This window comes from Marinomonas primoryensis (assembly GCF_013372285.1).
GTDB lineage: Bacteria > Pseudomonadota > Gammaproteobacteria > Pseudomonadales > Marinomonadaceae > Marinomonas > Marinomonas primoryensis.
The window spans coordinates 2,255,584-2,281,125 of the sequence record NZ_CP054301.1 but is presented as its reverse complement, the minus strand read 5'-3'; the positions used below and the strand labels follow the sequence as shown (position 1 = coordinate 2,281,125).

The 25,542-nt window shown below is 42.7% G+C and carries 22 protein-coding genes; 14 read left to right on the top strand and 8 right to left on the bottom strand.

Translation table 11 applies throughout. The features are described from left to right. Window positions 1-85: 85 nt before the first annotated feature. Genes gatB through gatC form a run of 3 tightly spaced genes read right to left on the bottom strand, consistent with a single transcriptional unit; the run spans window position 86 to window position 3,293 of the window. Window positions 86-1,531: an Asp-tRNA(Asn)/Glu-tRNA(Gln) amidotransferase subunit GatB gene (gene gatB, locus MP3633_RS10535; RefSeq protein WP_176335512.1), complete on the bottom strand. Its 1,446-nt coding sequence runs from the start codon at window positions 1,529-1,531 to the stop codon at window positions 86-88. A gap of 2 nt (window positions 1,532-1,533) precedes the next feature. Continuing rightward, entirely contained in the window at window positions 1,534-2,994 is a 1,461-nt protein-coding gene (gene gatA / locus MP3633_RS10530; RefSeq protein ID WP_176335511.1) for an Asp-tRNA(Asn)/Glu-tRNA(Gln) amidotransferase subunit GatA, read from the bottom strand. Window positions 2,995-3,005: 11 nt separating this feature from the next. After that, window positions 3,006-3,293: an Asp-tRNA(Asn)/Glu-tRNA(Gln) amidotransferase subunit GatC gene (gatC, locus tag MP3633_RS10525; protein ID WP_112138353.1), complete on the bottom strand. Its 288-nt coding sequence runs from the start codon at window positions 3,291-3,293 to the stop codon at window positions 3,006-3,008. Window positions 3,294-3,527: 234 nt separating this feature from the next. On the opposite strand from gatC, the gene MP3633_RS10520 reads away from it, so the two are divergent. The 7 genes from MP3633_RS10520 (at window position 3,528) to MP3633_RS10490 (ending at window position 12,653) form a co-directional block, all read left to right on the top strand. Beyond that, complete coding sequence (locus MP3633_RS10520; protein WP_176335510.1) at window positions 3,528-4,571, top strand: rod shape-determining protein; 1,044 nt, start codon at window positions 3,528-3,530, stop codon at window positions 4,569-4,571. A 67-nt stretch (window positions 4,572-4,638) separates the two neighbouring features. After that, window positions 4,639-5,421 carry a rod shape-determining protein MreC gene (gene mreC, locus MP3633_RS10515; protein WP_280526376.1) on the top strand — a complete coding sequence of 261 codons (783 nt, stop codon included), beginning with the start codon at window positions 4,639-4,641 and terminating at the stop codon, window positions 5,419-5,421. Then, window positions 5,421-5,894 (top strand): rod shape-determining protein MreD, encoded by a 474-nt coding sequence (gene mreD, locus MP3633_RS10510; RefSeq protein ID WP_176335509.1) that lies wholly within the window; start codon window positions 5,421-5,423, stop codon window positions 5,892-5,894. Before mreC ends, mreD begins: the two co-directional genes overlap by 1 nt. A gap of 21 nt (window positions 5,895-5,915) precedes the next feature. Next, complete coding sequence (locus MP3633_RS10505) at window positions 5,916-6,524, top strand: Maf family protein (protein WP_176335508.1); 609 nt, start codon at window positions 5,916-5,918, stop codon at window positions 6,522-6,524. Then, entirely contained in the window at window positions 6,517-7,971 is a 1,455-nt protein-coding gene (rng, locus tag MP3633_RS10500; RefSeq protein ID WP_112138365.1) for a ribonuclease G, read from the top strand. The genes MP3633_RS10505 and rng overlap by 8 nt, the downstream gene beginning before the upstream one ends. A gap of 17 nt (window positions 7,972-7,988) precedes the next feature. Then, the gene (locus tag MP3633_RS10495; protein WP_176335507.1) at window positions 7,989-11,819 is read left to right on the top strand and encodes a YhdP family protein; all 3,831 of its coding nucleotides are present in this window, start codon (window positions 7,989-7,991) and stop codon (window positions 11,817-11,819) included. Beyond that, window positions 11,820-12,653, top strand: a complete 834-nt coding sequence (locus MP3633_RS10490) for a carbon-nitrogen hydrolase family protein (RefSeq protein ID WP_176335506.1) — start codon at window positions 11,820-11,822, stop codon at window positions 12,651-12,653. A gap of 210 nt (window positions 12,654-12,863) precedes the next feature. On the opposite strand, the gene MP3633_RS10485 is transcribed toward MP3633_RS10490, so the two are convergent. After that, a complete protein-coding gene (locus MP3633_RS10485; RefSeq protein ID WP_176335505.1) occupies window positions 12,864-14,171 on the bottom strand; it encodes a DEAD/DEAH box helicase in 1,308 nt (435 codons plus the stop codon). Between the two features lie 161 nt (window positions 14,172-14,332). On the opposite strand from MP3633_RS10485, the gene MP3633_RS10480 reads away from it, so the two are divergent. After that, window positions 14,333-15,064 (top strand): pseudouridine synthase, encoded by a 732-nt coding sequence (locus MP3633_RS10480; RefSeq protein ID WP_342356099.1) that lies wholly within the window; start codon window positions 14,333-14,335, stop codon window positions 15,062-15,064. 109 nt (window positions 15,065-15,173) lie between these two features. On the opposite strand, the gene MP3633_RS10475 is transcribed toward MP3633_RS10480, so the two are convergent. Beyond that, entirely contained in the window at window positions 15,174-15,545 is a 372-nt protein-coding gene (locus MP3633_RS10475) for a glutathione S-transferase N-terminal domain-containing protein (protein WP_176335504.1), read from the bottom strand. Between the two features lie 174 nt (window positions 15,546-15,719). On the opposite strand from MP3633_RS10475, the gene MP3633_RS10470 reads away from it, so the two are divergent. Next, window positions 15,720-15,911 (top strand): DUF3185 family protein, encoded by a 192-nt coding sequence (locus MP3633_RS10470; protein WP_112138376.1) that lies wholly within the window; start codon window positions 15,720-15,722, stop codon window positions 15,909-15,911. A 134-nt stretch (window positions 15,912-16,045) separates the two neighbouring features. Here MP3633_RS10470 and MP3633_RS10465 read toward each other — a convergent pair whose 3' ends face one another. Continuing rightward, window positions 16,046-16,807 carry an EAL domain-containing protein gene (locus MP3633_RS10465; RefSeq protein WP_176335503.1) on the bottom strand — a complete coding sequence of 254 codons (762 nt, stop codon included), beginning with the start codon at window positions 16,805-16,807 and terminating at the stop codon, window positions 16,046-16,048. A 388-nt stretch (window positions 16,808-17,195) separates the two neighbouring features. Here MP3633_RS10465 and MP3633_RS10460 point away from each other — a divergent pair, with 388 nt between their 5' ends. Continuing rightward, window positions 17,196-18,794, top strand: coding sequence for an L-lactate permease (locus MP3633_RS10460; protein WP_176335502.1), 1,599 nt, complete (start codon window positions 17,196-17,198; stop codon window positions 18,792-18,794). Window positions 18,795-18,908: 114 nt separating this feature from the next. On the opposite strand, the gene MP3633_RS10455 is transcribed toward MP3633_RS10460, so the two are convergent. Beyond that, a complete protein-coding gene (locus MP3633_RS10455; RefSeq protein ID WP_112138380.1) occupies window positions 18,909-20,420 on the bottom strand; it encodes an alanine/glycine:cation symporter family protein in 1,512 nt (503 codons plus the stop codon). 378 nt (window positions 20,421-20,798) lie between these two features. Between MP3633_RS10455 and MP3633_RS10450 the strand changes: the two genes are divergently transcribed. The 4 genes from MP3633_RS10450 to MP3633_RS10435 all read left to right on the top strand — a co-directional run bounded on the left by MP3633_RS10450 (window position 20,799) and on the right by MP3633_RS10435 (window position 23,470). Then, a complete protein-coding gene (locus MP3633_RS10450) occupies window positions 20,799-21,179 on the top strand; it encodes a COG4315 family predicted lipoprotein (RefSeq protein WP_176335501.1) in 381 nt (126 codons plus the stop codon). A gap of 138 nt (window positions 21,180-21,317) precedes the next feature. Beyond that, window positions 21,318-21,863, top strand: coding sequence for a sigma-70 family RNA polymerase sigma factor (locus MP3633_RS10445; protein ID WP_176335500.1), 546 nt, complete (start codon window positions 21,318-21,320; stop codon window positions 21,861-21,863). Then, window positions 21,848-22,624 carry a hypothetical protein gene (locus tag MP3633_RS10440; RefSeq protein ID WP_176335499.1) on the top strand — a complete coding sequence of 259 codons (777 nt, stop codon included), beginning with the start codon at window positions 21,848-21,850 and terminating at the stop codon, window positions 22,622-22,624. Before MP3633_RS10445 ends, MP3633_RS10440 begins: the two co-directional genes overlap by 16 nt. Before the next feature lie 180 nt (window positions 22,625-22,804). Then, the gene (locus MP3633_RS10435) at window positions 22,805-23,470 is read left to right on the top strand and encodes a class I SAM-dependent methyltransferase (RefSeq protein ID WP_112138388.1); all 666 of its coding nucleotides are present in this window, start codon (window positions 22,805-22,807) and stop codon (window positions 23,468-23,470) included. A 65-nt stretch (window positions 23,471-23,535) separates the two neighbouring features. On the opposite strand, the gene MP3633_RS10430 is transcribed toward MP3633_RS10435, so the two are convergent. Then, window positions 23,536-25,500: an LTA synthase family protein gene (locus MP3633_RS10430; protein WP_217909001.1), complete on the bottom strand. Its 1,965-nt coding sequence runs from the start codon at window positions 25,498-25,500 to the stop codon at window positions 23,536-23,538. Window positions 25,501-25,542 lie beyond the last annotated feature (42 nt).

Here is a 25,542-nt window from a genome sequence, read left to right as displayed (position 1 = left end):
CTTGTAGATACGGTTATTAATGACAAAAAAATACCGCGCTATCCATATGGCGCGGTATTTTTTTGTCTAGATTTTCAGATCAAAATTAGCCTTTCAGCATTTTTGCGAGAATGGGGTTAACAAGGCCAGGATTAGCTTTGCCTTGTGACGCTTTCATGACTTGTCCAACAAAGAAGCCGATCATTTTCTTTTGTTTGTCTTCGTCTGCTGCACGATATTGCTCTACTTGAGCTGTATTTGCATCCAGAATGGTTTGGATCATGGTTTCGATGGCGCCGGTGTCTGTGACTTGCTTTAGACCTTTTGCTTCGATAATAGCGTCGGCTGATCCTTCGCCTTCCCACATAGCTTGGAAAACTTCTTTGCCTGTTTTGCCGTTGATTGTGTTGTCTTTGATGCGCAAAAGTAGCTCGCCAAAGGTATGAGCGCTGACAGGGGAGTTTGCTATATCTAATTGTGCTTGGTTGAGTAATTTGCTTAGTTCGCCCATGACCCAGTTTGCGGTCAATTTCGGGTCTTGCACGACGGCATTTGCATTTTCAAAGTAATCGGCCATAGCGCGTGAAGACGAAAGGACATGCGCGTCGTACTCGCTCAACTTGTGTTCGCTTTGGAATCGCGCCGCTTTTTGGCTTGGCAATTCAGGTAAGCTTGCTCTTATTTCATCCACATAATTTTGCGTCAATACAATGGGCAATAAATCTGGGCAAGGAAAATAGCGATAATCGTTAGCGTCTTCTTTAGATCTCATGCTACGAGTTTCGTTTTTCTCTGGATCGTACAGGCGAGTTTCCTGAATAATTCGACCACCATCTTCTAAAATGTCTGCTTGGCGCTCGACCTCAGTGTAAATGGCTTTCTCAATAAAACGGAACGAGTTGACGTTTTTAATTTCGGTACGCGTACCGTATTCAGTTTGTCCTTTAGGTCGCAATGATATATTGACATCGCAACGCATTGAGCCTTCCGCCATGTTGCCATCACAAATACCAAGATAAGTCACAATAGAGTGGATCATTTTGACATAGGCGACGGCTTCTTTAGCTGATCGAATGTCAGGTTCAGAGACAATTTCAAGCAAAGGCGTGCTGGAGCGATTTAGGTCGATCCCTGTCATGCCTTGAAAGTCTTCGTGAAGGGATTTCCCGGCGTCTTCTTCAAGGTGGGCTCGCGTAATACCGATACGAGAAGTGGTTCCGTCTTCCAATATAACATCAAGGTGGCCAATGCCAACGATAGGGTGATCCATTTGGCTGGTTTGATAACCTTTTGGGAGATCTGGGTAAAAATAGTTTTTACGCGCAAAAACCGATGTCATGCCTATCTCGGCATTAACGGCATGGCCGAACATAACGGCCATGCGCAAAGCTTCCTTGTTTAGAACGGGCAATGCACCAGGCATGCCTAAATCAACCAGTGTTGTTTGAGTGTTCGGCTCAGCGCCAAAACCAACCGCGGCGCCAGAGAATAATTTTGATTTTGTGGTGAGCTGAGTATGAATCTCAAGGCCAATAACAACTTCCCAATTCATGCTTATGCTCCTTTTGCCATGGTCGGTGTTTTAAGGTGCCAGTCAGTATTTTGCTGGTACTGATGCGCTATATTAAGCAACTTGGCTTCGGCGAAGTAGTTGCCCATTACTTGAAGGCCGACCGGCATGCCATTCACAAAGCCTGCTGGTATAGACATAGCTGGGATACCGGCAAGGTTAACGGACAGTGTGTAAATGTCTTCTAGGTACATGGCGACTGGATCGTTGGTTTTGCTGCCAAGTCCAAATGCGGTTGTTGGCGCAACAGGGCCCATGATGACATCGACTTCGTTTAGTGCTTTTACGAAATCTTCTTTGATAAGGCGGCGTATTTTTTGCGCTTTTAAGTAGTAGGCGTCGTAGTAACCTTCTGATAAGGCGTAAGTGCCGACCATGATACGCTTTTGGACTTCAGTGCCGAAACCTTCCGCACGCGAGCGGGTGTACATATCCAGTAGGTCTTTCGGGTCGTCACAGCGGTGGCCAAATCGAACGCCATCAAAACGAGATAGGTTTGATGAGGCTTCAGAGGGCGCGATTACATAGTAAGATGGTATGCTAAGTTGTAAGTTTGGCAATGAAATTTCTTTTATTGTTGCGCCCAGTTTTTCGAATTCTTTCACTGCGACCATAATGGTATCAGCGACTTTGGAGTCGAGACCTTCTCCGAAATATTCTTTTGGCAAACCTATTTTCAAGCCTGTTAATGGTGCATTTATGTTGACCAAATAGTCGTCTGTCGGTGTTTCAGAAGACGTTGAATCTTTTTCGTCAAAACCGCTTATGGCCTGCATTAAATGCGCACAGTCTTCGGCGCTTTTTGCCATTGGGCCGGCTTGGTCAAGGCTGGATGCGTAAGCGACCATTCCGAAACGAGAAACACGACCATAAGTTGGCTTGAGTCCTGTGATACCGCAGAAAGAGGCGGGTTGGCGAATGGATCCACCCGTGTCGGTGCCGGTAGTAGCCACTACAAGGCCTGCCGCAACAGCTGCGGCAGAGCCACCAGAAGAGCCGCCAGGAACCATATCTAAGTTCCAGGGGTTTTTAACCGCACCGTAAAAGCTGTTTTCGTTAGAGGAGCCCATGGCAAATTCGTCCATGTTTGTTTTACCCAACATGACGGCGCCAGCTTGCTGAATACGGCTGGTCACGGTTGACTCATAAGGCGGAATGAAATTATGCAGCATTTTAGAACCGCATGTAGTGAGAGTACCTTCTGTGCAGAATAGATCTTTGTGTGCGACAGGGATGCCTGTCAAACTGGTGCCTTTTCCGCTTTGTAGAAGAGCATCCGCGGCGGCGGCTTGTACTAGTGCTTGCTGCTCGCTCACGGTAATGAAGCTGTTTAGTTGTGGGTCAAGTTTGGCTATGCGCGCTAGAAAATAGCGAGTGAGCTCGACGCTTGAAATATCTTTGTTGCGTAATTTTTGCGCTAATGTCGAAATGCTTTGTTCAAACATGCTTGGTTCTCTTAATCGATCACTTTCGGTACTAGGAAAAGACCGGCTTCGGTCTGAGGTGCGTTCGCTAGGAATGCGTCACGGCGGTTTTCTTCTGTGACTTTGTCTTCTCTTAGTCTTTGAGTCATTTCAAGCGGATTCGAAAGTGGTTCAATGCCATCGGTATTAACAGATTGCATTTGTTCAACAAGCGATAATACGCTGGATAGCGAATGTTGATATTGATCGGCGTCTTCCTCTGTGAGGGCGAGGCGAGCCAAGTGTGCAATTTTTTGCACGTCTTGTTTGTCTATGGACATGTTCCACCTGATTTTTGATTGTCGTAAATGGCTTTTATTGTATCCCGTAGCCGTATTGCTATAAAGCCAACTGAGTGAAAAACTGGCTTATTTTTAGTTTATTGGTTTTTTTTAGGCGAACAATGAAAATCATGGGAGTTTTTTTAAGATTTACGCGGAATCAACTTGCCCATTGGGCGAGCGATTGTTACATTTTGACGCTGTTCGTATCGTATTATCAGGGTGTAGAAATTCATGTTTAAGAAAATCAGGGGAATGTTTTCAAGCGATTTGTCTATTGACCTAGGGACGGCAAATACCCTTATTTACGTTCGTGGCCGCGGAATCGTGCTTGATGAGCCGTCTGTAGTAGCCATTCGTCATAATGGAAATCAGAAAACAGTAGCGTCAGTTGGTACTGATGCGAAGCGTATGTTAGGCCGGACGCCAGGTAATATTACGGCGATTCGACCGATGAAAGACGGCGTTATTGCTGATTTTCATGTTACAGAAAAAATGCTGCAGTACTTTATTGCAAAAGTACACGAGAACAGCTTTTTGAAACCAAGCCCACGAGTTTTGGTTTGTGTTCCTTGTAAGTCTACCCAAGTCGAACGTCGTGCTATTAAAGAGTCAGCGTTGGGTGCGGGTGCACGTGAAGTTTATATCATTGAAGAGCCAATGGCGGCCGCGATTGGCGCTGGTCTTCCTGTTGCTGAAGCGTCAGGTTCAATGGTGATTGATATTGGTGGTGGTACAACCGAGATCGCTATCATTTCGTTAAATGGTATCGTTACATCAGAATCGATTCGTGTTGGTGGTGACCGTTTTGATGAAGCCATTACGACCTATGTTCGTCGTCAATACGGCAGTTTGATTGGTGATGCTACCGCGGAACGTATTAAGACGGAAATCGGTATGGCTTACCATACAGGTGAAGAATTACAGATCGATGTTCGTGGTCGTAATTTAGCTGAAGGTATTCCACGTTCTTTCGTTTTGAGCAGTACTGAAATCCTAGAAGCGCTGCAAGAACCGCTTGCTCAAATCGTTCAAGCTATTAAAGGTGTTCTTGAGCAGTCGCCTCCAGAATTGGCTGCAGATATAGGCGAGACTGGATTGGTATTAACTGGCGGCGGTGCTTTGTTGCGTGAAATCGATCGCCTGATCAGTGAAGAAACGGGCTTGCCTGTCATTATTGCTGATGATCCGTTGACCTGTGTTGCTCGAGGCGGTGGTATGGCGTTAGAGTTGATGGATAAACACGCATCTGAGCTTTTTACTGCAGATAATGAGTAAAGCTTAGGAGCGCACCATTAATAATTCGCTTCATTTTAGTGGCAAAGTTTCTAGCACGCGGTTTGTTGTGCTGGTTATTTTGTCTATAGTGATGATTGTTGCTGATGTTCGTTATTCTACCTTTTCGCAGGTGAGGCCTTATTTGACCCTGCTTGTGACTCCCATACAAGTCGTAGTGAACACCCCTCAGAAAGTGCTTAATTGGGCTGGTGAACATCTTGCCAGCAGAGAGGGGTTAGTAAGTGAAAACCAGTCCTTGCAGTCTGAGATATTGCTTTTGCGCAGTCGACAGCAGAGACTGGATTCCCTTCAAGCTGAAAACGTTCGTTTACGTGAATTGCTGGATGCTTCACAGCGAGTTGACGAAAAAATTGTCATGGCAGAAGTGATAGGCTTTGATCAGAATGCTTACAGTCATAAACTAATGATAGACAAAGGTTTTTCTTCTGGAGCTTACGTTGGACAGCCTGTTTTGGATGCAACGGGCGTGTTGGGTCAGGTGGTTGAAACAGCGGCGTACAGTAGCCGTGTATTACTTATCGCTGATGCTAGTCATTTTGTTCCTGTACAGCTATCTCGAACAGGCTTTAGAGGGATTTTACGCGGAACGGGTAGCTTGAAACGCATGGAGCTGATGAGTGTTCCTCGTTCTGTCGATATTAAAAAAGGCGATATATTAACAACTTCGGGCTTAGATAAACGCTTTCCAAGTGGATATCCTGTCGGGGTTGTGCGAAGCGTCAAGTATACTCAGGGTAAGGCTTACGCCGATGTCGATGTAGTTCCTTTGGCTCAGCTGGGGCGCAGTCGACACGTTATGCTTATTGATAAGCCCAAGGCTGAGCGATAATGAAACCGATTTTTGTATTTTGTATTACATTGTTAACGGCCTTAATGCTTGAAGCTGTGCCTTTTCCTGAAGAGCTTGTATGGTTTCGTCCTGAGTGGGCTTTATTGGTCATTTTATATTGGGTGATTGCTTTACCTTTTCGTGTTGGCGTTGGTTTGGCTTGGTTCTTGGGGTTGATGGTTGATTTATTGCAAGGTGGGATAATTGGTCAGCATTCTCTCACGTACGTGATTATCGCCTATACCTGTGCTGTATTTTATAAGCGATTGAGGATGTACCATCGTTGGCAGCAAGGCTTTTTTGTATGCTGTTTGGTTAGTATTAATCAATTAGTTGATTTTTGGGTCGATCATTATCTTGGGCATGCGGAGCCAACATTATTGATCTTTATGCCGGCTGTGATGACGGGGTTGTTATGGCCTTGGTCTTTTATTATTTTGCGCAGTGTGCGCCGTATTTACGCTATCCGCTAGGTCGTTTTTTAGGGAAAGTTTATGCTTGTTTTGGCTTCAGCTTCGCCAAGAAGAAAAGAACTACTGAGCCTCTTGGTGAAAGAATTTGAGGTTTTGCCTGCCGATATTGATGAAACACCGATGTACCAAGAAAATGCGGAGGATTATGTTGTTCGCATGGCGATAGAGAAGGCTAGTGCCGCAGCGCTGAAATATAGACAGCAAGCCGACTTCGATATGTCGGCTACTTTTATTGCTTCAGATACAAGTGTTGTCATTGATGGACGTATTTTAGGAAAACCCGCTTCACTTGAAGACTCTCTCTCTATGTTAAGGCTGCTTTCTGGCCGCTCCCATAAAGTTATTACCTCTCTATGTTTTTCTAACTTACAGCATGAGCATATAGCAACAAAGCTTGTTGTCAGTGACGTGCTGTTTCGTAAAATCTCTAATGTTGAAATAGAGCAATATTGGAAAACTGGTGAACCTCAAGACAAAGCGGGTTCTTATGCTGTTCAAGGGTTGGGTGCTATTTTTGTTCGCTCTATCTCCGGTTCTTACTCCGCTGTTGTTGGCTTACCGTTATATGAAACGGCGCAACTATTGGCTCAATTTGGAATTCATTCGCTAGAGGAAATGTCCCATGAGTGAAGACGTACTCATTAATGTTACTCCCATGGAAATTCGTGTTGCTCTAGTTGAGAACGGGGTGTTACAAGAAGTTTACATCGAACGCTCAAGTCGTAAGGGCATTGTGGGTAATATTTATCAGGGTAAAGTGGTTCGAGTGTTGCCTGGTATGCAAGCTGCCTTTGTCGATATTGGTCTTGAAAGAGCCGCTTTTATTCATGTGTCAGAAGTGGTGGATCGCGATGCAATTAACCCAAGTGATCAAATTGGTGATTATTTGCGTGAAGGGCAATCTCTCGTAGTTCAAGTTACTAAAGATCCTATTAGCTCTAAGGGCGCTCGTTTAACAACACATCTTTCAATCCCTTCTCGTTATTTGGTTTACATGCCGGATCAGGCTCATGTAGGAGTGAGTCAGCGAATAGAGGATGAGGTCGAGCGCGAACGTCTTAAGTTGCTTGTATCCGAAGCTTTAACAGACGCAGATGAAAGCAGCGGCTATATCCTGCGGACAGCAGCGGAAAAAGCGGGAGAAGAAGAAATTCTTTCTGATATTAAGTTTTTGACCCGACTCTGGCAGTCTGTCAAACGTCGTATGCAAAACGCTAAAGCCCCTTCAGTTATTTATGAAGACCTTCCCTTGCATTTACGCACTATGCGGGATTTGGTTGGGCTGACGACAGAGAAAATCCGCATTGATTCCAAAGAAAACTACGCGAAGCTGAGATCGTTTGCTGAAGATTTTATACCGGACTTGAAGGATCGTATCGAGTATTATCCGGGCGAACGTCCTATATTTGATCTATACAGTGTTGAAGATGAAATTCATAAGGCGCTTGATCGAAAAGTACAACTGAAGTCTGGAGGTTATTTGTTGGTTGAGCAGACTGAGTCAATGACCACCATAGATGTTAACACAGGTGCTTTTGTTGGCAGTCGTAACCTTGAAGAGACCATTTACAAGACCAATCTTGAAGCGGCGACGGCCATCGGTCGGCAGTTAAGATTAAGAAATCTTGGTGGTATTATCATTATTGATTTTATCGACATGGAAGATGAAGAACACAAGCGTCAAGTATTGCGGATGCTTGAAAAAATACTAGACGCGGATCATGCCAAAACAAAAATCACCGGTGTTTCTGAGCTTGGTCTAGTAGAAATGACAAGGAAAAGGACGCGTGAAAGTCTCGGACAGACCTTGTGTGAACCTTGTCGGTCCTGTCGTGGGAGCGGTTTAGTTAAAACCCCAGAGACGGTTTGTTACGAGGTATTTCGAGAGATTTTAAGGGCAGATCGTGCTTATGATTCACAAACCTACACAGTATTAGCCGCCAGTTCGGTTGTTGAGCGCTTTCATGATGAAGAGGGAGCGGCTGTAGCGGAATTAGAGGCTTTTATTGGTAAAACAATTCGTTTTCAAGTGGATTCTGTCTATACACAAGATCAATATGATGTTGTGTTACGCTAGCGATAATAGGTTTTAAAATGAGGTGGTTATTACGTAAACTGATCATTTTTTTGTTCTGGGGGGCTGTCGTTTTTACCGCCTTTCTTGGTGTATTTGCAGTAAGTGTTGGGAAACTGCTGCCTTATCTAGATAATTATCGTCCTCAGATAGAGCATAATCTGCAGCAAATAACAGGTTATCCTGTGACCTTGGATGAGATTGATGGCCGTTTAGAGGGGATTGATCCGACGGTTTCGATTAGCGGCTTTCAACTATTTTCTAATGGGCAGCCTGCGATAGTCATTAACGAAATGCGGATTCGTTTAGATATTGTTAAATCCCTCCTTAGTTTTAGCCCTCAATTTACCTACATTCGTTTTGTTCGTCCAACGATTGCATTGCAAGAGAGTGATGGGCAGTGGCGATTAAACGGCGCCGCGCCTTCGCGTGATGTCCGCAGTGACGTTGGTGTTGAGCGTGTATTAGATTATTTGTCCGCACAGCGTAACTTCTCTATATATGATGCCAAATTAGAGGTTCATAGCGACCAATTTGGAGAGCATACATTACGTATTCCTCATGTATATATATTTCAAAAAGCGTTTGAATCATTGTTGAGCTCAACGCTTTATTTGGATGATTACAAATCGCCATTTCAAATAAATGCCCGTGTTGACAAGACTCGTAGTCTTCTGGGTAACTATCGAGTAAAGGCTTCAATTCAAGCACCATTAGTTTCTTTACCTTTAAATGCAATGCTATCAAGTAATTCATATTCGCTATCGTCGGTTGAGTTTGGTGGTGATATTTGGTTGGATGCTTTGGTAGGTAAAGAGTTAGAGGTGCAAACAGAATCAACAAAGTTTAATGTCGCCTTTGCTGATGGAAAAACTTATAGCACCACGTCTTCGGTTAAGCTTCGTTACTCTCAGAAACGCCCTGGTGTGAGAATAGATGTGCACAATATGCTCATTAAAGATCAAGGCGGCACTGAGTATCCTGCTTCGGATTTGGCATTTGACTGGTCGTCCGTTACTCATCGCTCAAATATGAGTTTTAATCAAATTGATCTCGGTTTAGCGAATAAAATCACGTCCTATTTTTTACCTGAAGAATCTAACGCCGCAAAAATCTTGACAGGGCTTGACCCTAATGGGATGGCTAGAAACGGCACTGTCCGTTTGTGGCGTGAAGGTGATGTCTTTGCTTTCCAATTTCTAAGTAATCTACAGTCAGCCTCAGTTCAAGCTTATAACGGTATTCCCAAAGCAAACAATATCAATGCCGTTTTTAGTTTATCGGACGATAATGGTTACCTTGATTTTCGTGGAAAAGGCAGTGAAATAGGTTTTGATACTGTTTATGACGAGTCATGGCGTACTGAGCTGTTGTCTGGCTATGTAAGTTGGCAAAAGCAGCAAGATGTCTTTTTGGTCAGTGGACGTGATCTGTCTGTTCAGCGCAATGGCGCAGGTATCAGTGGTGGGTTTCGGTTAGAGGTTCGCGATACTGAGCCAGATTGGATTTCATTAGATCTACATGGGCGAAATTTACCTCTTTCTGATCGCTTAACATATCTTCCTCCAAAGGCACTCGGGGATGACTTAGTGTCTTGGATTCAAGAGGCGTTTGCAGGCTCTAAAGCAGGACAGGTAGACAGTGTCGATGTATTGCTACAAAGCGAATTAACTGATGATGCAGAGCCTCATGCTAGGGTGCAAATGGCGGTTAGTGATGTGGACGTGGCCTTTGACAAAAATTGGCCATCGGCCACTAAGGTTAATGCCTTTTTTGAATATGATGAATTTGGTGTTTCTGTAAATGTAAAATCTGCCTCTTTGTTGAATTTGCCAGTAAAAAATCTTTTGCTAACGGTTCCCATCTCGGACGGTTCTGCTAATTGGTTAAATCTAAAGGGCAGCGTTAATGCCAAGTCTTCGACTATTTTGACCGCATTGAGAGCGACACCATTAGCGAATACGGTGCTTCTGCCTTTTGACAATTGGCAGTTGACAGGTGATGTGAAAAGCAGTTTCGAGATTGGCATTCCTTTTTCAGAAGAAGTGGAGCCTAGGGTGGAGTTAGGGCTAATCTTTAAAGGTAATCAGTTATTGATAAAAGAAATAGACCTTTTATCTCAAATTCAAAATGGTCGTTTAAATTATAGCTCGAACGACGGCATTACTAATTCCGGCTTTGATATAAAAGTCTTAGGCGGTACTTCACGCCTTGAACTGTCTTCGAATGTTACCGAGAGCGGAGGGTTTGCGGTTGTAGGTGACCTTTCAGGTGTTGTTGATGTCAGTGAGGTTGCTGCGTGGCGTCAGCTACCTGCAGCAGCCGTTAAGAAGGTATCTGGTCAGCCTGCCTACACGGCGACATTGCTTGTTAATCAGGCCCAAGATGGACAGATAGATCTAACTGTTGACAGTGATTTGATCGGCGTTAGCATTGATCTGCCTGAGCCTGTGGGTAAAGCTGCGCAAGATGCTAGGTTATTGCGAATAAAAGTGATGCAACATGAAAAAGATCTTGTTGTTGATATGGATTATGAGTCGTTGTCTAAAGCGAGATTTTTTCTACAAGACAATGAATTTGTTGGTGGTGAGCTTATTTTGAGTGGTACTCAAGATCAAGTGTTGAGCTCATCTATTCCTAAGGGGTTGGTACTGACAGGTGATTTTGAACGTTTTTATGTCCAAGATTGGCAATCAGTTTTTGCCGACCTATCTGGTGATGCATCTAAACCTTCTAGTGGGGTATCGATTCCTGAATTTCCTGAGTGGTTAAGCCGAGTCGATTTGATTGTTGATGAGGTTGTTGTTAACGCTGATAACACGTGGCATAACTTCAAGGTTGACTACAATGTTGCTAATGGTAAATCGCTTTTCGTTAGTTCCGATGAAATGAACTTTTCTTTAATAAATAAAGAAGGGATTCCTAACCTCCATTTTGGCTTTTTGAGTTGGAATACGGCGCCATCAGATACCGCTGAAGCTTCTCCAAATATGAATGAATCGCCTATTTCAGCAAAACAAATTCCTAACATGGTGCTTTCTGTTGATCAGCTTTATTTTAATCAAAAACCCTATGGAGACTGGCAATTAACACTTCATAGAGAGGGCGATGGCGTTCGAATCGACCCAATCACGTCAAAATTAAAGACGGGTAGCTTCCAAGGGAGTTTGTTTTGGCACGATAAAGAAGAGGACTCTAGTGTTGAGTTGGTTATTGCAACAGGTGGCGAAGATCTTGCCGAGTTAACTCGTAAATTTTCGAATGATGCTTTTGTTTCTTCAAAAAAATATAAGATTGATGTTGTACTCAATTGGAAAGGGCACCCTTTTTACTTTGATCGTGAGTCAGTGTCGGGACATATTGCCTTTTCTGCAGAGAATGGCAACTTCCAAAAGGTTGAAGAGCTGCCAGCATTCCTTAAAGTCTTAGGGATTTTTAATATTGGAGCGCTTAGTCGCAGATTATCATTGGATTTTTCAGATGTTTATAAGCCGGGACTAACATACGATAAATTTAGTGGCTCGCTTTCTTTAGACAAAGGTATTTTAAAAACCATTTCTCCTATTTCCATTGTTTCTCCTACCGCAGAACTCGCTGTGGAAGGAGAAGCTAATATTGTGAATGAAACCTTAAATGAAAAACTTACAGCAACGTTCCCTTTAACAGGTGCGCTTCCTTTGGCGGGTTTGTTGTGGGGAACACCTCAGTTAGCAGGGCTGCTTTTCATTACAGACAAGCTAATTGGTGACCAACTTTCAAAGGTGACGAGTGTGCAGTACAAAGTAGAAGGCTCTTTTAATGAACCTATTATGACGCCTATTCGTTATAATCCGCTAGGGAAGTCTAAATAGATGAAAGAGGTTCTTTGTGTTGCGGCTATTCAGCTAACTAGCACTCGGTGTTGGCAAGATAATCTGACTGAAGTGACACGGCTTATTGACTCTGCAGTAAGTGACGGTGCGCGTTTGGTTGTGTTACCTGAGAATGTTTTTCTATTTTATGGAAAAGGCATGCGATGGTTAGCAGAGTCTGATTCTCAAAAAATACTGTTCGATAAAGTTTTAGCATTGGCTAAAAAACACGCCATTTATCTTGTTGTTGGTTCGCATCCTTCACTTTATACGCCTAATGGTGACGTGGTTGCTGATGGTCGAGTTAGGCAAACCTGTTGGGTGATTGGACCTGATGGTCTTATAGTTGAACGTTATGACAAGATTCATTTATTTGATGTGATGGTTGATGATAAAGCGGCTTCTTATAAAGAATCTGATTTTATTGAAAAAGGGGATTTGACGCCAAAAGTCATTGATGTTGACGGCTTTAGCATTGGACTGAGTATTTGTTATGACGTGCGCTTTCCGGAATTGTACAGGGCACTTGCTGAGTTAGGGGCAGATGTTTTGCTGGTCCCTGCCGCGTTTACTTATGTGACGGGAAAGGCGCATTGGGATATTTTATTGTCAGCGCGGGCTATTGAGAATCAGTGTTATGTGCTTGGCGTTAATCAATGTGGTTGGCACAACGAAACCAGACAAACTTATGGGCACAGTGCTTTGTATTCTCCGCTAGGCGTTCGCTTAGCCAGTTTACAAGAACAGCCAGGGTATTTTGTTTTTAACATAGCCAAACAGGCGTTAAAGGATTGTCGGCAAAAAATGCCTTGTTTTTCCCATCGAAGGTTTTAATAAAAAAGTCCCTCCTTTCTCCGCGATCTACATATCCATGAGTTCTTTATGACCTTCAGTGTTGGTTTTTTCTACTATCTAGAGTTGGGGAACCTATTAAGTAAGATAACTAAGGCTCACTAAAAAGGGCCAGATCCCTTTAAGAAGAGCACATTTTTCACTTTACTATTTAATGTGGCGTTTAAGAGATCTGGCCTCTTTTAAGCCTTATTAGAAAATGTTTTTCTTACCTGAAGTTTTATTAGACTCTTTGTCTTTAGACTTTGATACGTTGTCTTTAGCCTTGGAACCGCTTCTAGGTTTTGATGGGCCTTTGCGTTCTGGCGCTTTGCTCTTACGAATAAAGTTCAATACAGAAACTGGCACTGTCTTTCTAACCGGAAATTCGTCAATTTCTTCTCGGTCAATGATATGTTTCAAACGACTTTCAATGGCGCATAGGTTTTTAAAATCACCCATTGCAACAAAAGAAATGGCTTCACCTGCTGCACCAGCACGGCCTGTTCGACCAATACGATGGACATATTCTTCAGGCTTGAAGGGTAAGTCGTAGTTAACAACACGGCTCAGATCACCAATATCAATACCACGAGCAGCAACGCCGGTGGCGACCAAATATTTTAGTTTGCCGGATTTGAAGTCAGTTAGGATTTTTTCACGCATGGCTTGGCTTCTATCACCATGAATGGAGTCTGCTTCAATACCACGTTTTGCAAGCTGATCAACAAGCTTGGCTGCACCGTGTTTTTTCTCGATAAAAATAAGCGCTTGATCCCATTTTTGCTCTTTAATTAAATGGCTCAGCAAGGCAGATTTTGTGTCTTTATCGACTGTGATTAACCATTGCTTGATATTTGGAGCTGTTTTGGTTCTTGGTGAAATCTTGATCTCAGTCGCAGGCTCACTCACTTTGCTATCAGAAAAATCATAAGCCAGTTCGCGAACACTGTCTGTTATTGTCGCCGAAAATAATAGATTCTGGCGGTGCGGCGGTAAGCGATCTAGTATTTTGTATAGCTCATCGGTGAAACCCATGTCTATCATTCTGTCAGCTTCATCTAAAACTAAGACCTCAAGCTCATCAAAATGTACCGCTCGCTGATGTGCTAAATCAAGTAGTCGACCGGGTGTTGCCACTAAAATATCAACGCCTTCGATTAAACGCTGCTTTTGTGGCTCGGTATCAACACCACCATAGACGGCCATAGAAGTGAGTTTTAGATGTTTACTGTACAAGGCAACATTGGCTTCTACTTGAACAGATAATTCACGTGTTGGTGTCAGAATAAGTGCGCGTATACGTTTGCCTCTTAATGTCCGCTCTTTATTGAGTTTCTCTAATAGAGGAAGAACAAACGCAGCGGTTTTACCAGTACCGGTTTGAGATGTGGCAACAAGGTCTTTTCCTGCAAGAATGACAGGAATAGCTTGTGTCTGGATTGGCGTCGGTTTTTTGTATCCCAGCTCCTTGATAGCTTGTAAAAGGGGCTTTGATAATCCTAGTTTTGAAAATGGCATATGAGGCTCGGACAGATTGTCGTAATGGTCGTTGTAAGGATGGCAATAAGATTTGCCCTAAGGCAATGTGGCGCAGTATAGCGTAAAAGCGGTGGCTTGTTGTTCGAACGTTGCAAAAATCAATGAAGCATTGAAAAATATTGTTTAGAAAGGATAATGTCGTGATCTTTTATCCCTTAATGTTGTTCATCATGCGTCTTGATAAGTTTGTTTGTAAAAGCACTGAGTTAACCAAAATTGAAGCGATTCAACATATTCATCTTGGTGAGGTTAGCGTTAATGGTGAAATGGCAAGAGATGAAGCGACTCAGGTTCATGAAAACAACACGATTATGTTAAATGGGGCTAGGCTAAAAACACGTGATTTTCGCTATATTCTCATGCATAAACCAGCCGGAACCATTTGCTCAAATATCGATGAAGCGTATCCATCGCTACTTAATTATCTAGTGGTTGATAAAGCGTCTGAGTTGCATATCGCAGGGCGTTTGGACGCAGACACAACCGGTTTGGTATTGATTACTGATGACGGGCGTTGGTCATTTAATATTACGTCGCCAACAAAGCAATGTCGCAAAGTATACCGAGTGGAACTTTCTAGAGCGCTAACGATAGAGCAAGCTGAAAGTATTGCGACTAGATTTAAAAACGGCGTGCAATTACAAGGCGAAGAAGGTTTAACACGCCCTGCTAAGCTGGAAGTGATTTCTTCGAATGAGGTGCTTTTAACGATCACCGAAGGAAAGTTTCATCAGGTAAAGCGCATGTTTTCGGCGGTAGGGAATCGAGTTGTGTTATTACATCGTGAACAAATTGGCGAGGTTCGATTAGATGTTGAGGTCGGGCAATGGCGCTATTTAACAGAAAGTGAAGCGCTGTCTTTTAGTCAATAAGTTTATCCATTTTTCTGTAACTTCATAAAAAAACGGCTTTTATTAAGAGTAGAAGCCGTTTTTTTATGCGTGTGGTGGTTATTTCTTAGAAAGAGTGATTTAGCGAAAGTTACGCAAAATGTGTTTTAAGATAACGGATGATCTCGGAAGATTCGTATAACCATTCAACCTTGCCTTCTTGCTCAATACGTAAACAAGGGACTTTTATTTGTCCGCCACCGGCTAGTAATGCAGCGCGATGAGGGGAGCCTTCTGACGCACTGCGTTTTTCAATTGGCAGATTCAATTTGTGCATGGCTCTGCGTGTTTTGATACAAAAAGGGCAAGCATAAAATTGATAAAGCGATAGGTGTTTCAATTCATTGTTAATCTGTTTTTGTTTTTCAGGGGTTCGCTTTAGTTTTGGCCCGCGGGTCACCAGGTCAATGATCGCAATGATGTAGCCTAGTAGGTTGCGGATAAAATTAATAAGTACTTTCATGTGGATTGCTCGCTCTCTAATAAATTAGTCAATAAGAGGAATATCAAATCGAGGCCATTCTAACGGTAAAGTGTTGAGTGTTTAAGCCCTAGAGGAGAATCTTTTAAATCGTGACGTTATTTGTGTCATTATGTTGCATTAAAGTGCTTAAATTTTTAACCATTTGGAGTAAGTATGAATAATAAAATCATCGGCATCATTCTAATTATTGCGGGTGTTGCTTTAGCGATATGGGGTTATAACATTTACGATGCGGCGACGTCCCAGGTGACTCGAGCGTTAAGCGGAGAGACGCCTATTGAAGCGTGGGTTGGCATGGTTGGTGGTGTGATTTGTGTATTGGTAGGCCTTACTAGAGTTAAGTGAGACTTTCTATCCGATACGTAAGATCGAAAAGCCACTATAAATACGTGAATGCTCCTGAAGAATAAAGTGGATGCCTAAGGTTCGGTCTTATTTCGGGTTAAAAAAACGGTTTCTGGAATCTGAAACCGTTCTTTTTAACCCCAATTGATGTCAGGTAGAGATTCGAAGCTAGGTCTGGCGAAGTAATAGCCTTGAAAAAGGTGAATGCCCATGTCTTGTAAGGTGTGGTATTCCGCTTTTGTCTCTACACCTTCTGCAACAATCATCATGTTGAGTTCGTTAAATAAGTTAACCAGATTGCGTACTATTATTTGCCGTTTTTTATCTTGGTCTATGTTTCTAATAAGCACTATGTCGATCTTAGTGATGTCAGTGTTTAGATCTGCTAGTTGGTTTAAGCCGTTGAAGCCAGAACCAAAATCATCTGTCGCGGTGAGAAAACCTTGTTCTTTATAGTGCTGAATAATGGATTCTAGGTGAACGCTGTCGATAATTTGTTCATTTTCAGTAAATTCGAAGATGATTTTTTCTTTTGGGAAATGAAATTCTTCTGCCGCATTTAGTGTTGTTCGAATGCAAAGCTCAGGTTTGTAAACCGCATTTGGTAAAAAATTAATACTTAGAAAACTGTGCTTGTGGACGTCCAGTTTGGCGGCCAGTTGAATGGCTTTAACACGGCAACTTTGATCAAAGCGATATCGGTTGGTTTCATTGACGTTCTGAAAAACATGAAAAGCCCCTTCGTTATTGAGACCACGAACAAGGGCTTCTTGTGCGAAAACGGTTTTTGTTTGACTGTTAATAATCGGCTGAAAGGCCATCGTGAAGTCGAATCCTAAATCGCATCCAGTCGCGCATTCTGCACAGCCTAATTTTCGAAAATCCTTCTGTTGCATGTTATCTGTCCGCCTTTTTATGCATGTCTGACAAAGAAAGTCGGCTTTGTGGCTCGGTCGGTTTTTGGTCAGAATAATGATATTAACAATATGAAATTCGTTGGTACTTTACCGTCGATTGGCCGATTTTTCTAATCATTTATATGAGCGTTTATTATCGGCTTCTTTGATCTTTTTTTACATTACTGTTTTGTCATACTGTAAAAATAAACGCATCTCTAGGTCTATTTATTCTTTATTCACTCATCCAGTCTAAGTTTGAATTTATGTTATTTTTACTAGTAGATCGTATTTTTTAGGCGTGAACATGACAATGATCACAGCAAAAAAAACGAAATTACGTAGTCTAGTAAATGTGAGTACATTCATTGATTAAGCAGGGGTAGGTATGAATACATTGTTATCAGGATTGCCTATTTTATTGCCTATTTTATTGCTGATTTGGGTGATGACAAAGCGTAATGCTATGCCTTCGCATATTGCATTGCCCGTGACGGCTCTTTTGATTGCATTGATTCAACTGTTCTTGTTTCAGGCGGACCTGAGCTTGTTAGGTGCAAATATTATGGCGGGGATTTTGTCTGTATCAACCCCTATTTCCATTGTCGCTGGTGCCATTCTATTGAATCGTATGCTGTTTTTTTCTGGTGCCGAGACGGTGCTAAGTCAGTGGTTGAAAGGTGTCAGTACGAATAAGGTAGCCCAGTTGATGATTATCGGCTGGGCTTTCGCTTTTATGATTGAAGGGGCGTCTGGGTTTGGTACTCCAGCGGCGATTGCGGCACCCATTCTTGTTGGTTTGGGTTTCCCCATCATTCCAGTGGCCATTTTTGTTTTGGTGATGAATTCGGTTCCCGTGTCTTTTGGCGCGGTGGGTACGCCAATTTGGTTTGGTTTGTCAGGCTTGTCTCTTTCAGATGTTCAGTTCATAGAAATATCACAACTAACCGCTTTGCTGAACAGTATTGCAGCATTAGTGATTCCCTTTATTGCTTTGAGGTTCTTGCTTGGCTGGCAAGAAATTCGCCAAAATGCTGGGTTTATTTTATTGAGTGTTCTGTGCTGTACGATTCCCTATGTGTTGTTGGCTCAATGGAATTATGAGTTTCCAGCATTAATAGGGGGTGCTGTTGGGTTGGTTCTTAGTGTTGTATTGGCGAAAAAAGGTGTCGGCCTACACTCTCAGATTGATATGTCATTGCCTGATAAGCCGGTGAAAACATGGGAAGTGGTTAAAGTATTTTTGCCTTTTGTATTATTGATTGCGATTTTGATTGTGACACGAGTTCCGCAATGGGGAGTGAAAGATTTACTGAATACTATGTCACCTTTATGGACATGGCGGTTTGGTGAAACCGAGTTTGAAGTGAGTCGGGCTTTGGTGTTTAGCCTCAAAAGTATTTTGGGAACAGAGGTGAGCTGGCAATACAAAAGCCTTTATGTACCAGCGATGATTCCATTTTTGATTGTGTCGTTACTTTGTATTCCTCTTTTTGCAATGTCTCGGACGCGTGTTGTGAGTGCGTTTCGTGATACAGGGCGGCGGTTGTTTTTGCCAATGTTGTCGTTGATGGGCGCATTGGTGATGGTGAATTTGATGATGCAAGGTGGAAACGACGCGCCGATGTTGCTGTTAGCGCAAGCGTTCGCTGGATTGCTCGGCGACAGTTGGGGTTATGCCGCGGCGTTACTCGGTGCGCTAGGGTCGTTCTTTTCTGGATCAGCGACGGTGTCAAATTTAACCTTTGGTGGCATTCAATTGAGCATTGCGGAACAAGTTGGACTGCCAGTGACGCTTGTGCTGGCGTTGCAATCGGCCGGTGCTGCGATGGGTAATATGGTGTGTATTAATAACATTATTGCCGTGTCGACCATTTTGGGTGTGGCGAATCAAGAAGGCTTTATTATTAAACGTACCATAGTTCCGATGTTGGCTTATGCGCTGGTGGCGGCGCTATTTTCTGTGGTCAGTTTAGCGTTCTTATAGCAAGGAACAATGACCTCGAATCGCAATATAAAGGGTCAGACGTTTTCACGCTGACCCTTTTTTGTTACCTGTTTTATTAGGTAGCGTACTTTTCAATATAAAAACGGGTAGAGGTTACTTGTCTGCTTTTTCTGCTTGTTGCTTGTCGTAACGTTTTTCCCAGAACTCTGCGCCTTTGATACCAAGGGCTTTCGGGTTAAAGGTGTACTCAGTTACACCAGAGGCTTTTTGCTGTTCGTAATCTCGCAGTGCTTTCATTGTCGGTTTCGCCATGAAGAAAATGGTGATAATGCCAACAATGTTCAACCAAGCCATTAGACCTACACCAACATCACCTAGATTCCAGATGTAACCTGCGGTGTTAACGGTGCCGTATGCCACCATAAACATGATAAGCAGTTTAACGAATGTCAATGACACATTGATGTTCAACGCACGGCGTAGGTACGCTACGTTGGTTTCGGCAATGTAGTAGTAAGCCAAGATAGTGGTGAACGCGAAGAAGAATAGCGCGATGCCAACAAAGATCGGTCCGGTACTTCCAAACACACTCGCCAATGCCATTTGCGTGAACGCAGGAGAGGCTATGATAGTAGATGGATCGACATTTTGTACGATGAATTGACCATCAGCCAATGTACCTTGCACATTGTATTGCTGAGTGATCAGAATCATCAAAGCGGTTGCAGTACAGATAAATAATGTATCTATATAGACAGAGAACGCTTGAACAAGACCTTGCTGTGCAGGGTGCTGTACTTCTGCTGCCGCTGCGGCATGAGGCCCAGTACCTTGGCCTGCTTCGTTTGAGTAAACCCCACGCTTTACACCCCAACCGATTGCTGCGCCGAAACCTGCTTGAGCAGTAAATGCATCAGAGAAGATTAAACCGAAGATGCCAGGTACCTTGTCTAGGTTAAGGAAAACAACGATTAGCGCCATCACAATATAACCAAGCGCCATGAATGGCACGACGATTTGGGTGAAGTTCGCAATGCGTTTGATGCCACCAAAAATGATAAATGCCAACACAACCAAGATGACAGCCAGAGCAACTAATTTAGTTGAACCTACATCACCAAATGAGCTTGATACAACAATACCTTCACCGAAGATTTGTACCACCGCGTTGCCAACCGAGTTTGCTTGAATGCCAGGTAAGAAAACGCCACAGGCAATAATAGAAGACAGTGCAAACAAGACACCTAACCAGCGCCAGCCTAGGCAACGCTCGAAGTAATACGCAGGGCCACCGCGATATTGTCCGTCTTCGCTTACTTTATAAATCTGACCTAAGGTAGATTCTGCATACGCGGTGCTAGCACCAAGGAAAGCCACAACCCACATCCAAAAAATGGCACCAGGGCCACCAAAGCCAATGGCTGCTGCAACCCCTGCAATGTTACCGGTGCCAACACGGCCAGATAAAGAAACCGCCAGTGCTTGGAAAGAAGAAATCCCTTTGTCTGATTCGTTTGGATTGAACAGTAGAGAAAACATTTCTTTGAAATGTCGTACTTGAGCAAAACGCGTCAGAATAGAGTAGAAAAGGCCCGCTCCTAGGCATAGAAAAATTAGGGCAGGGCTCCAAATGATCCCGTTTAAGAAATCAATGAATGCTTGCATAGTTAGTCCTCGATAAGGTTAGCTCGATGAGCTTTTTTAGTTGTTATTTGATTATTAAGGTGCTGAGGTTGTGGGGATTGCCATCTTAGTCATACGTGAAGTTACGTTCTAATTCGTAAATTACGCATAAAAAGCGCACCGTAGCGGTGCGAATTTATCACGAAAAAGTAATGAGATCTATTTGTAATAGTAGGAAATGTCCGTATTTTATATGGAATTTATTAAGATAAGGTGCAAGAAAATCCGTGTTATCTGTTGGTTTTTTTAATCCTTTATTATAAAAATACAATTATTTCTTATGAGCGCGCATCCAATTGGCCGTTTTACTTCGTCTTTAATAGTGTAAGAACATTTTTTAAGACAAAACGGAGTATTGATATGAAGTTACAACTTAGAACGGTTGCCGCTAGTGTTGCCATTTTACTTGCGCCTATGGTGGTTAGCTCGAATGCCTTTGCCGCTGATGATGTATTGATTGATAAATCAGGTATGACGCTTTATACCTTTGATAAAGACTCAAAGGGTCAGTCTAACTGTAACGACGGCTGTGCTGTTAAATGGCCACCATTTGTCGCGAATCAAGGGGCTAAAGCTAAGTCAGGGTATGGTGTGATTAAACGTGATGATGGCACTCAGCAATGGACGTATAAAAATAAGCCTTTGTACACTTGGTCTGGTGACATAGAGCAAGGCGATATGAATGGTGACGGTCTTGGTGGTGTCTGGCATGTCGCGAAAAAAGTTGCGAGCGTTTATTGATCTCTGCCTACATTGTTTAAAAGTAAATAATTGCTTTTTTGTCTCCCCATATTCTTGTAGTTTTGAACAAAGCAGTGAACGTTGGTTCATTGCTTTGTTTGTTTGGGTCGCTTCGCTTTTTGTCAGAGGGAGAACGGGTTGTCAGTCGGTGAATTAGAATGGTGCTATCAAGTAAATGCTTTGCTATATCGAGTGCAAAAACAAGATAAGCAAGCGTTACAGTCTTTATATGAGTTAACCAGTGGGAAGCTTCTTGGTTTAATCTTTCGAATCGTTAAGGATGAGCCCGAAGCTGAAGATGTGTTGCAAGATGTCTTTATAAAGGTTTGGCTGCAAGCCAATCAATATGACGGTAAAGGCAACGCTTGGGCTTGGTTATGTGTGATGGTTCGCAATAGCAGCTTAGATCGACTGAGGAAAATACAAAAGCACCCACACGTTTCTACCGATGAAGATGAAGAATTGCTAAATAGCCTTACAGAAGAGTTCGATGCCCATAACAATATTGCGTTAAACCGGTGTTTGTACACCTTAAAAAATCAAGTGCGAAAAAGTATTCTAATGTCGTATTTACATGGCTATAGCCATAGTGAGTTGGCAAAAACGATGTCTGTTCCCTTGGGAACAATGAAAGCATGGATTCGCCGAGGTTTGCAGGAGTTAAAATTATGTCTGGAAGCTTGAGATATAAAAACCCAACAATTTGTGAGTATTTGGCGAGTCAATATGTAATGTCGGTGATGTCACCCTTGGTTAGATCGCGTATTGAGAGTTTGCGTTTAAACGTACCGGAGCTTGATGAGGCCATTATTCGCTGGTCAGAAAGCGTCGCAACGTTGCAAGAAGATTTACCTGAGAAACAACCTTCGAGTCATGTGTGGAAGAGGATTGAACGGTCTATTTTCCCACCATCAAGAAAAATCATGGTGGATAAGTCCTGGTGGAGTAGTCTGATTTTTTGGCAGGTGACCGGAGTCGGGGCTAGTCTGGCGTCGTTAATTTTGGTGGTAGCCCTATCTACAAACGTATCAAAACAAGATATGTCATTGCCTTTAGTAAGCTCAACTCCAAGTTATACGGCAGTTATGTCTTCAAACTCTAACGGTGTAAGAGAGAGTGATGATATTCGTTTTGTGGTTAATGTGTATCAGAAAACTGAGGCAGCCCCATCAAGATTGTTTATACAGTGGTCTCAAATGAAGCCCCGTGTCAATAATGCCAGTATGCATGTTTGGGCAGAGAACCAAAATACGGGAGAACTTACTTATATTGGTGTAGAGCCAAATGAGGCTAAGGTCTTGGCATTGAGCAAAATCACATGGTTAGCGGTGTCGAACAGCAGTCACCTTATTTTTACCAAAAATGAGAGTAAACCGACTGAAAATAACACTTTATTTTCAGGTCCTTGTATTCAGTTAGGCAGTTGGAAAAGTGAAGCAATTTAATAATTTTTGTGCCGGATGACATTGGTGTTTCTATGGAGGTTTAAGTTTAGAAAATCTCGAGAATTTGTCTATGTGGCTCGATTTTTGGAAAACTAAGCGTAGGACATCCCTCTTAATCAAGCTAGTATGGTGCTTCAGCTTAATAGCTTTTGCTATTTCCAAGCACCCTCTAGGGCTTCTATGTCTCATTTTCGTGTTCGTTATCAAACGCTTGAGTTTGATAAGACCGATATTCATGTACGTACTCTCCGTGATAAGCAAGAATTTTCAGACGACGATAATACCGCTTTCGATTTAGGGATTTCTTCTGCAGTTTGGTCTTTATTTGGTGTGATATGGCCATCAGGTGAGGTACTTGCCCACCTCATGTTTGAACATGAAGTGAAAGGCTTAAAGATATTAGAAGTAGGGTGTGGCATAGGGTTAGCAAGTTTGGTGTTGAATCATAGGCTTGCCGATATAACGGCAACGGATTATCACCCTGAAGCAGGCAATTTTCTAAATGAAAATACCTTACTCAATGGTGACCGTAAGATTCCTTTTGTAAGAGCCAGTTGGCAAGATCCGGGTACAAATTTAGGAAAATACGACTGTATTATTGGCAGTGATATTTTGTACGAGCGGTTTCATGTGGATCTTTTATCGGCCTTTATCGAAAAGCACGCTGCCGAAAACTGCTTAGTCATGCTGGTGGATCCAGGTCGAGGTCATCATGCACCGTTTAGTAAGAAAATGGTCACGTTGGGTTATACCCATAGTCAGCGTAAACCGATTGATACCTGTTATTTAACCGCGCCATTTAAAGGTCAGATTTTAACGTATCAAAAAGGTCTGCCTTGCCAATAAGCAATGGTAGCGACCTAGAAAAGATAAAACGCCCATCATGCATGATGGGCGTTTTTTTATGTTAATTATTCAGTTCTTATCAAGTCGTACTTTTTCTCGTTATAAAGCCAAGTACCTAATAAAGGATGTGCAATGGCTTGCTTGATTATGTCCGGATCAACCTTATCGCTTGGCAATAGTGTTGAGTTATCGTAGAGGAAGGTTTTTGGCGATTTTTGCGGCTGCAATATCACGACTTGATTTCCCTTCATATAAGCTTGATTGTCGTTAAACTGCATGATGGCTCGTCCGATGTAGTCATCACTAACATTGGTCATATCTTGCCCAATCATAGGGTGGGTAGAGTCCACTCCGATTAATGACAGCAGTGTTGGTGCTAAATCTATTTGGCTAGTGATCCGACTGTCTTGTTTAGGGGCAATGCCTTCTCCTAGAATAAGTGCCGGTATGTGAAAGCTTGGAATCGGCACTAAGTCAGAGCGAGTGGTTCGCGCATCATGGTCAGCAACCACTAAAAATACGGTATCCTTCCAATAATTTTCTTTTTTGGCCAGTTTGAAAAAATGGCCAATAGCATGATCTGCGTATTTGACGGCGTTTTCTCGCGTGTTTTTCGGTGTGTTATAAAGCTCAATTTTGTTGTCTGGAAACTCATAAGGGTCGTGATTTGATGAGCTAAAAACAAGACTGAAAAAAGGCTTTCCTGATTTAGATTTAGTGACAAAGTCTTGGTTAGCTTTACTGAAAAGGTCTTCATCGCTCACACCCCAAGAGCCTAAGAATTCAGGTTTCAAAAAATCTTTTTCTTCGATGATAGAGTCAAACCCATTGCCTAAGAAAAACGATTTCATGTTGTCAAAATGGGCGCCGCCGCCGTATATGAAATTGGTGTCGTAACCTTGTCTGCCAAGCAGTTTGGCGATAGTGAAAAAGTTTGTTTGAGAGTTGGGTAGCTTCACAGTGCTACGCGCTGGTGTTGGTACAAAGCCAGTTATAACGGCTTCTATACCTCGAACGGAGCGAGTGCCGGTGGCGTACAAATTATTGAATGACCATCCTTCTGGCACTAATTTATCGTATTCAGGCGTTAAAGGAAGCCCCCCCAAGCTGCCAACAAATTGTGCGCCCAAGCTTTCTTCAAGAATGATAACGAGGTTTTTAGGTCGGTCAAAATGTCGCGTCGCTACTTGTTTATGCAGAGTAGGAAACTCAGAAGACGTAAACTGATTTTTTCCCAATCCTATCGCTTTATGTATCTGCGTAATCACGTCGTCTTGTTTCATGTTGGGATAAAGCTCAAAAGAGCTGACTTCACCTGACATTTGACTAACAGCGTATAACAGAGAGTACGTTGAGTTCAACGTTAAACTATTTACCAATGGATCATTCGTAAAAGCGGTATAACTCGGATTGATGGCTCTGTGTTGTAAGCTTGATCGAGCTCCAAGAAATGCCAGAGTGAAAATAATGACGGCTAAGACGGGTCGCTCGAACCATTTTGGTTGTGGACGGCTGAGGATGCTCTGCTTGCGGAAAAGCTGATACGCCAAAATAATGGTGATGGTGGTGATCAATGACGTCATCAGTAAGGTGAGCTTATGACCCTCAATGAGCATGGAAAAAACTTCTTTTGGGTAGAGTAAGTATTCTACAAAAAGACGATTGGGTCTTAAACTGTACTCTTCAATAAAAGCGGGTGTTGATGCTTCCATAAAAATAAGCAAAACAAAAGTGCTGGTTAACCAGATTCGAGTAAGTATATTCCAAACTCGATTTAAATAGGGGATACCCGAGATGAGTAAGCTAATGACGGCTGGGATACCGATTATGTATGAAATTGAAGCGAGATCAATGCGCAGACCAAAGCCCAATAAAGTTACCCAATCGTCGATAGTATCGATGCGATCAAACTTCCAAACCATTAAAAATAAACGGCTGATCGTGAGGCAAAAAAGTGTGAGTGCTAAATAAAACAGATACGGTTTAAGTGGAGAAATAATACGCATTAATAGTTTTTTTAATTCGATCATGTGATATCTCTAAAGTTAGCATTATGAGCCTAATTTAGAGTA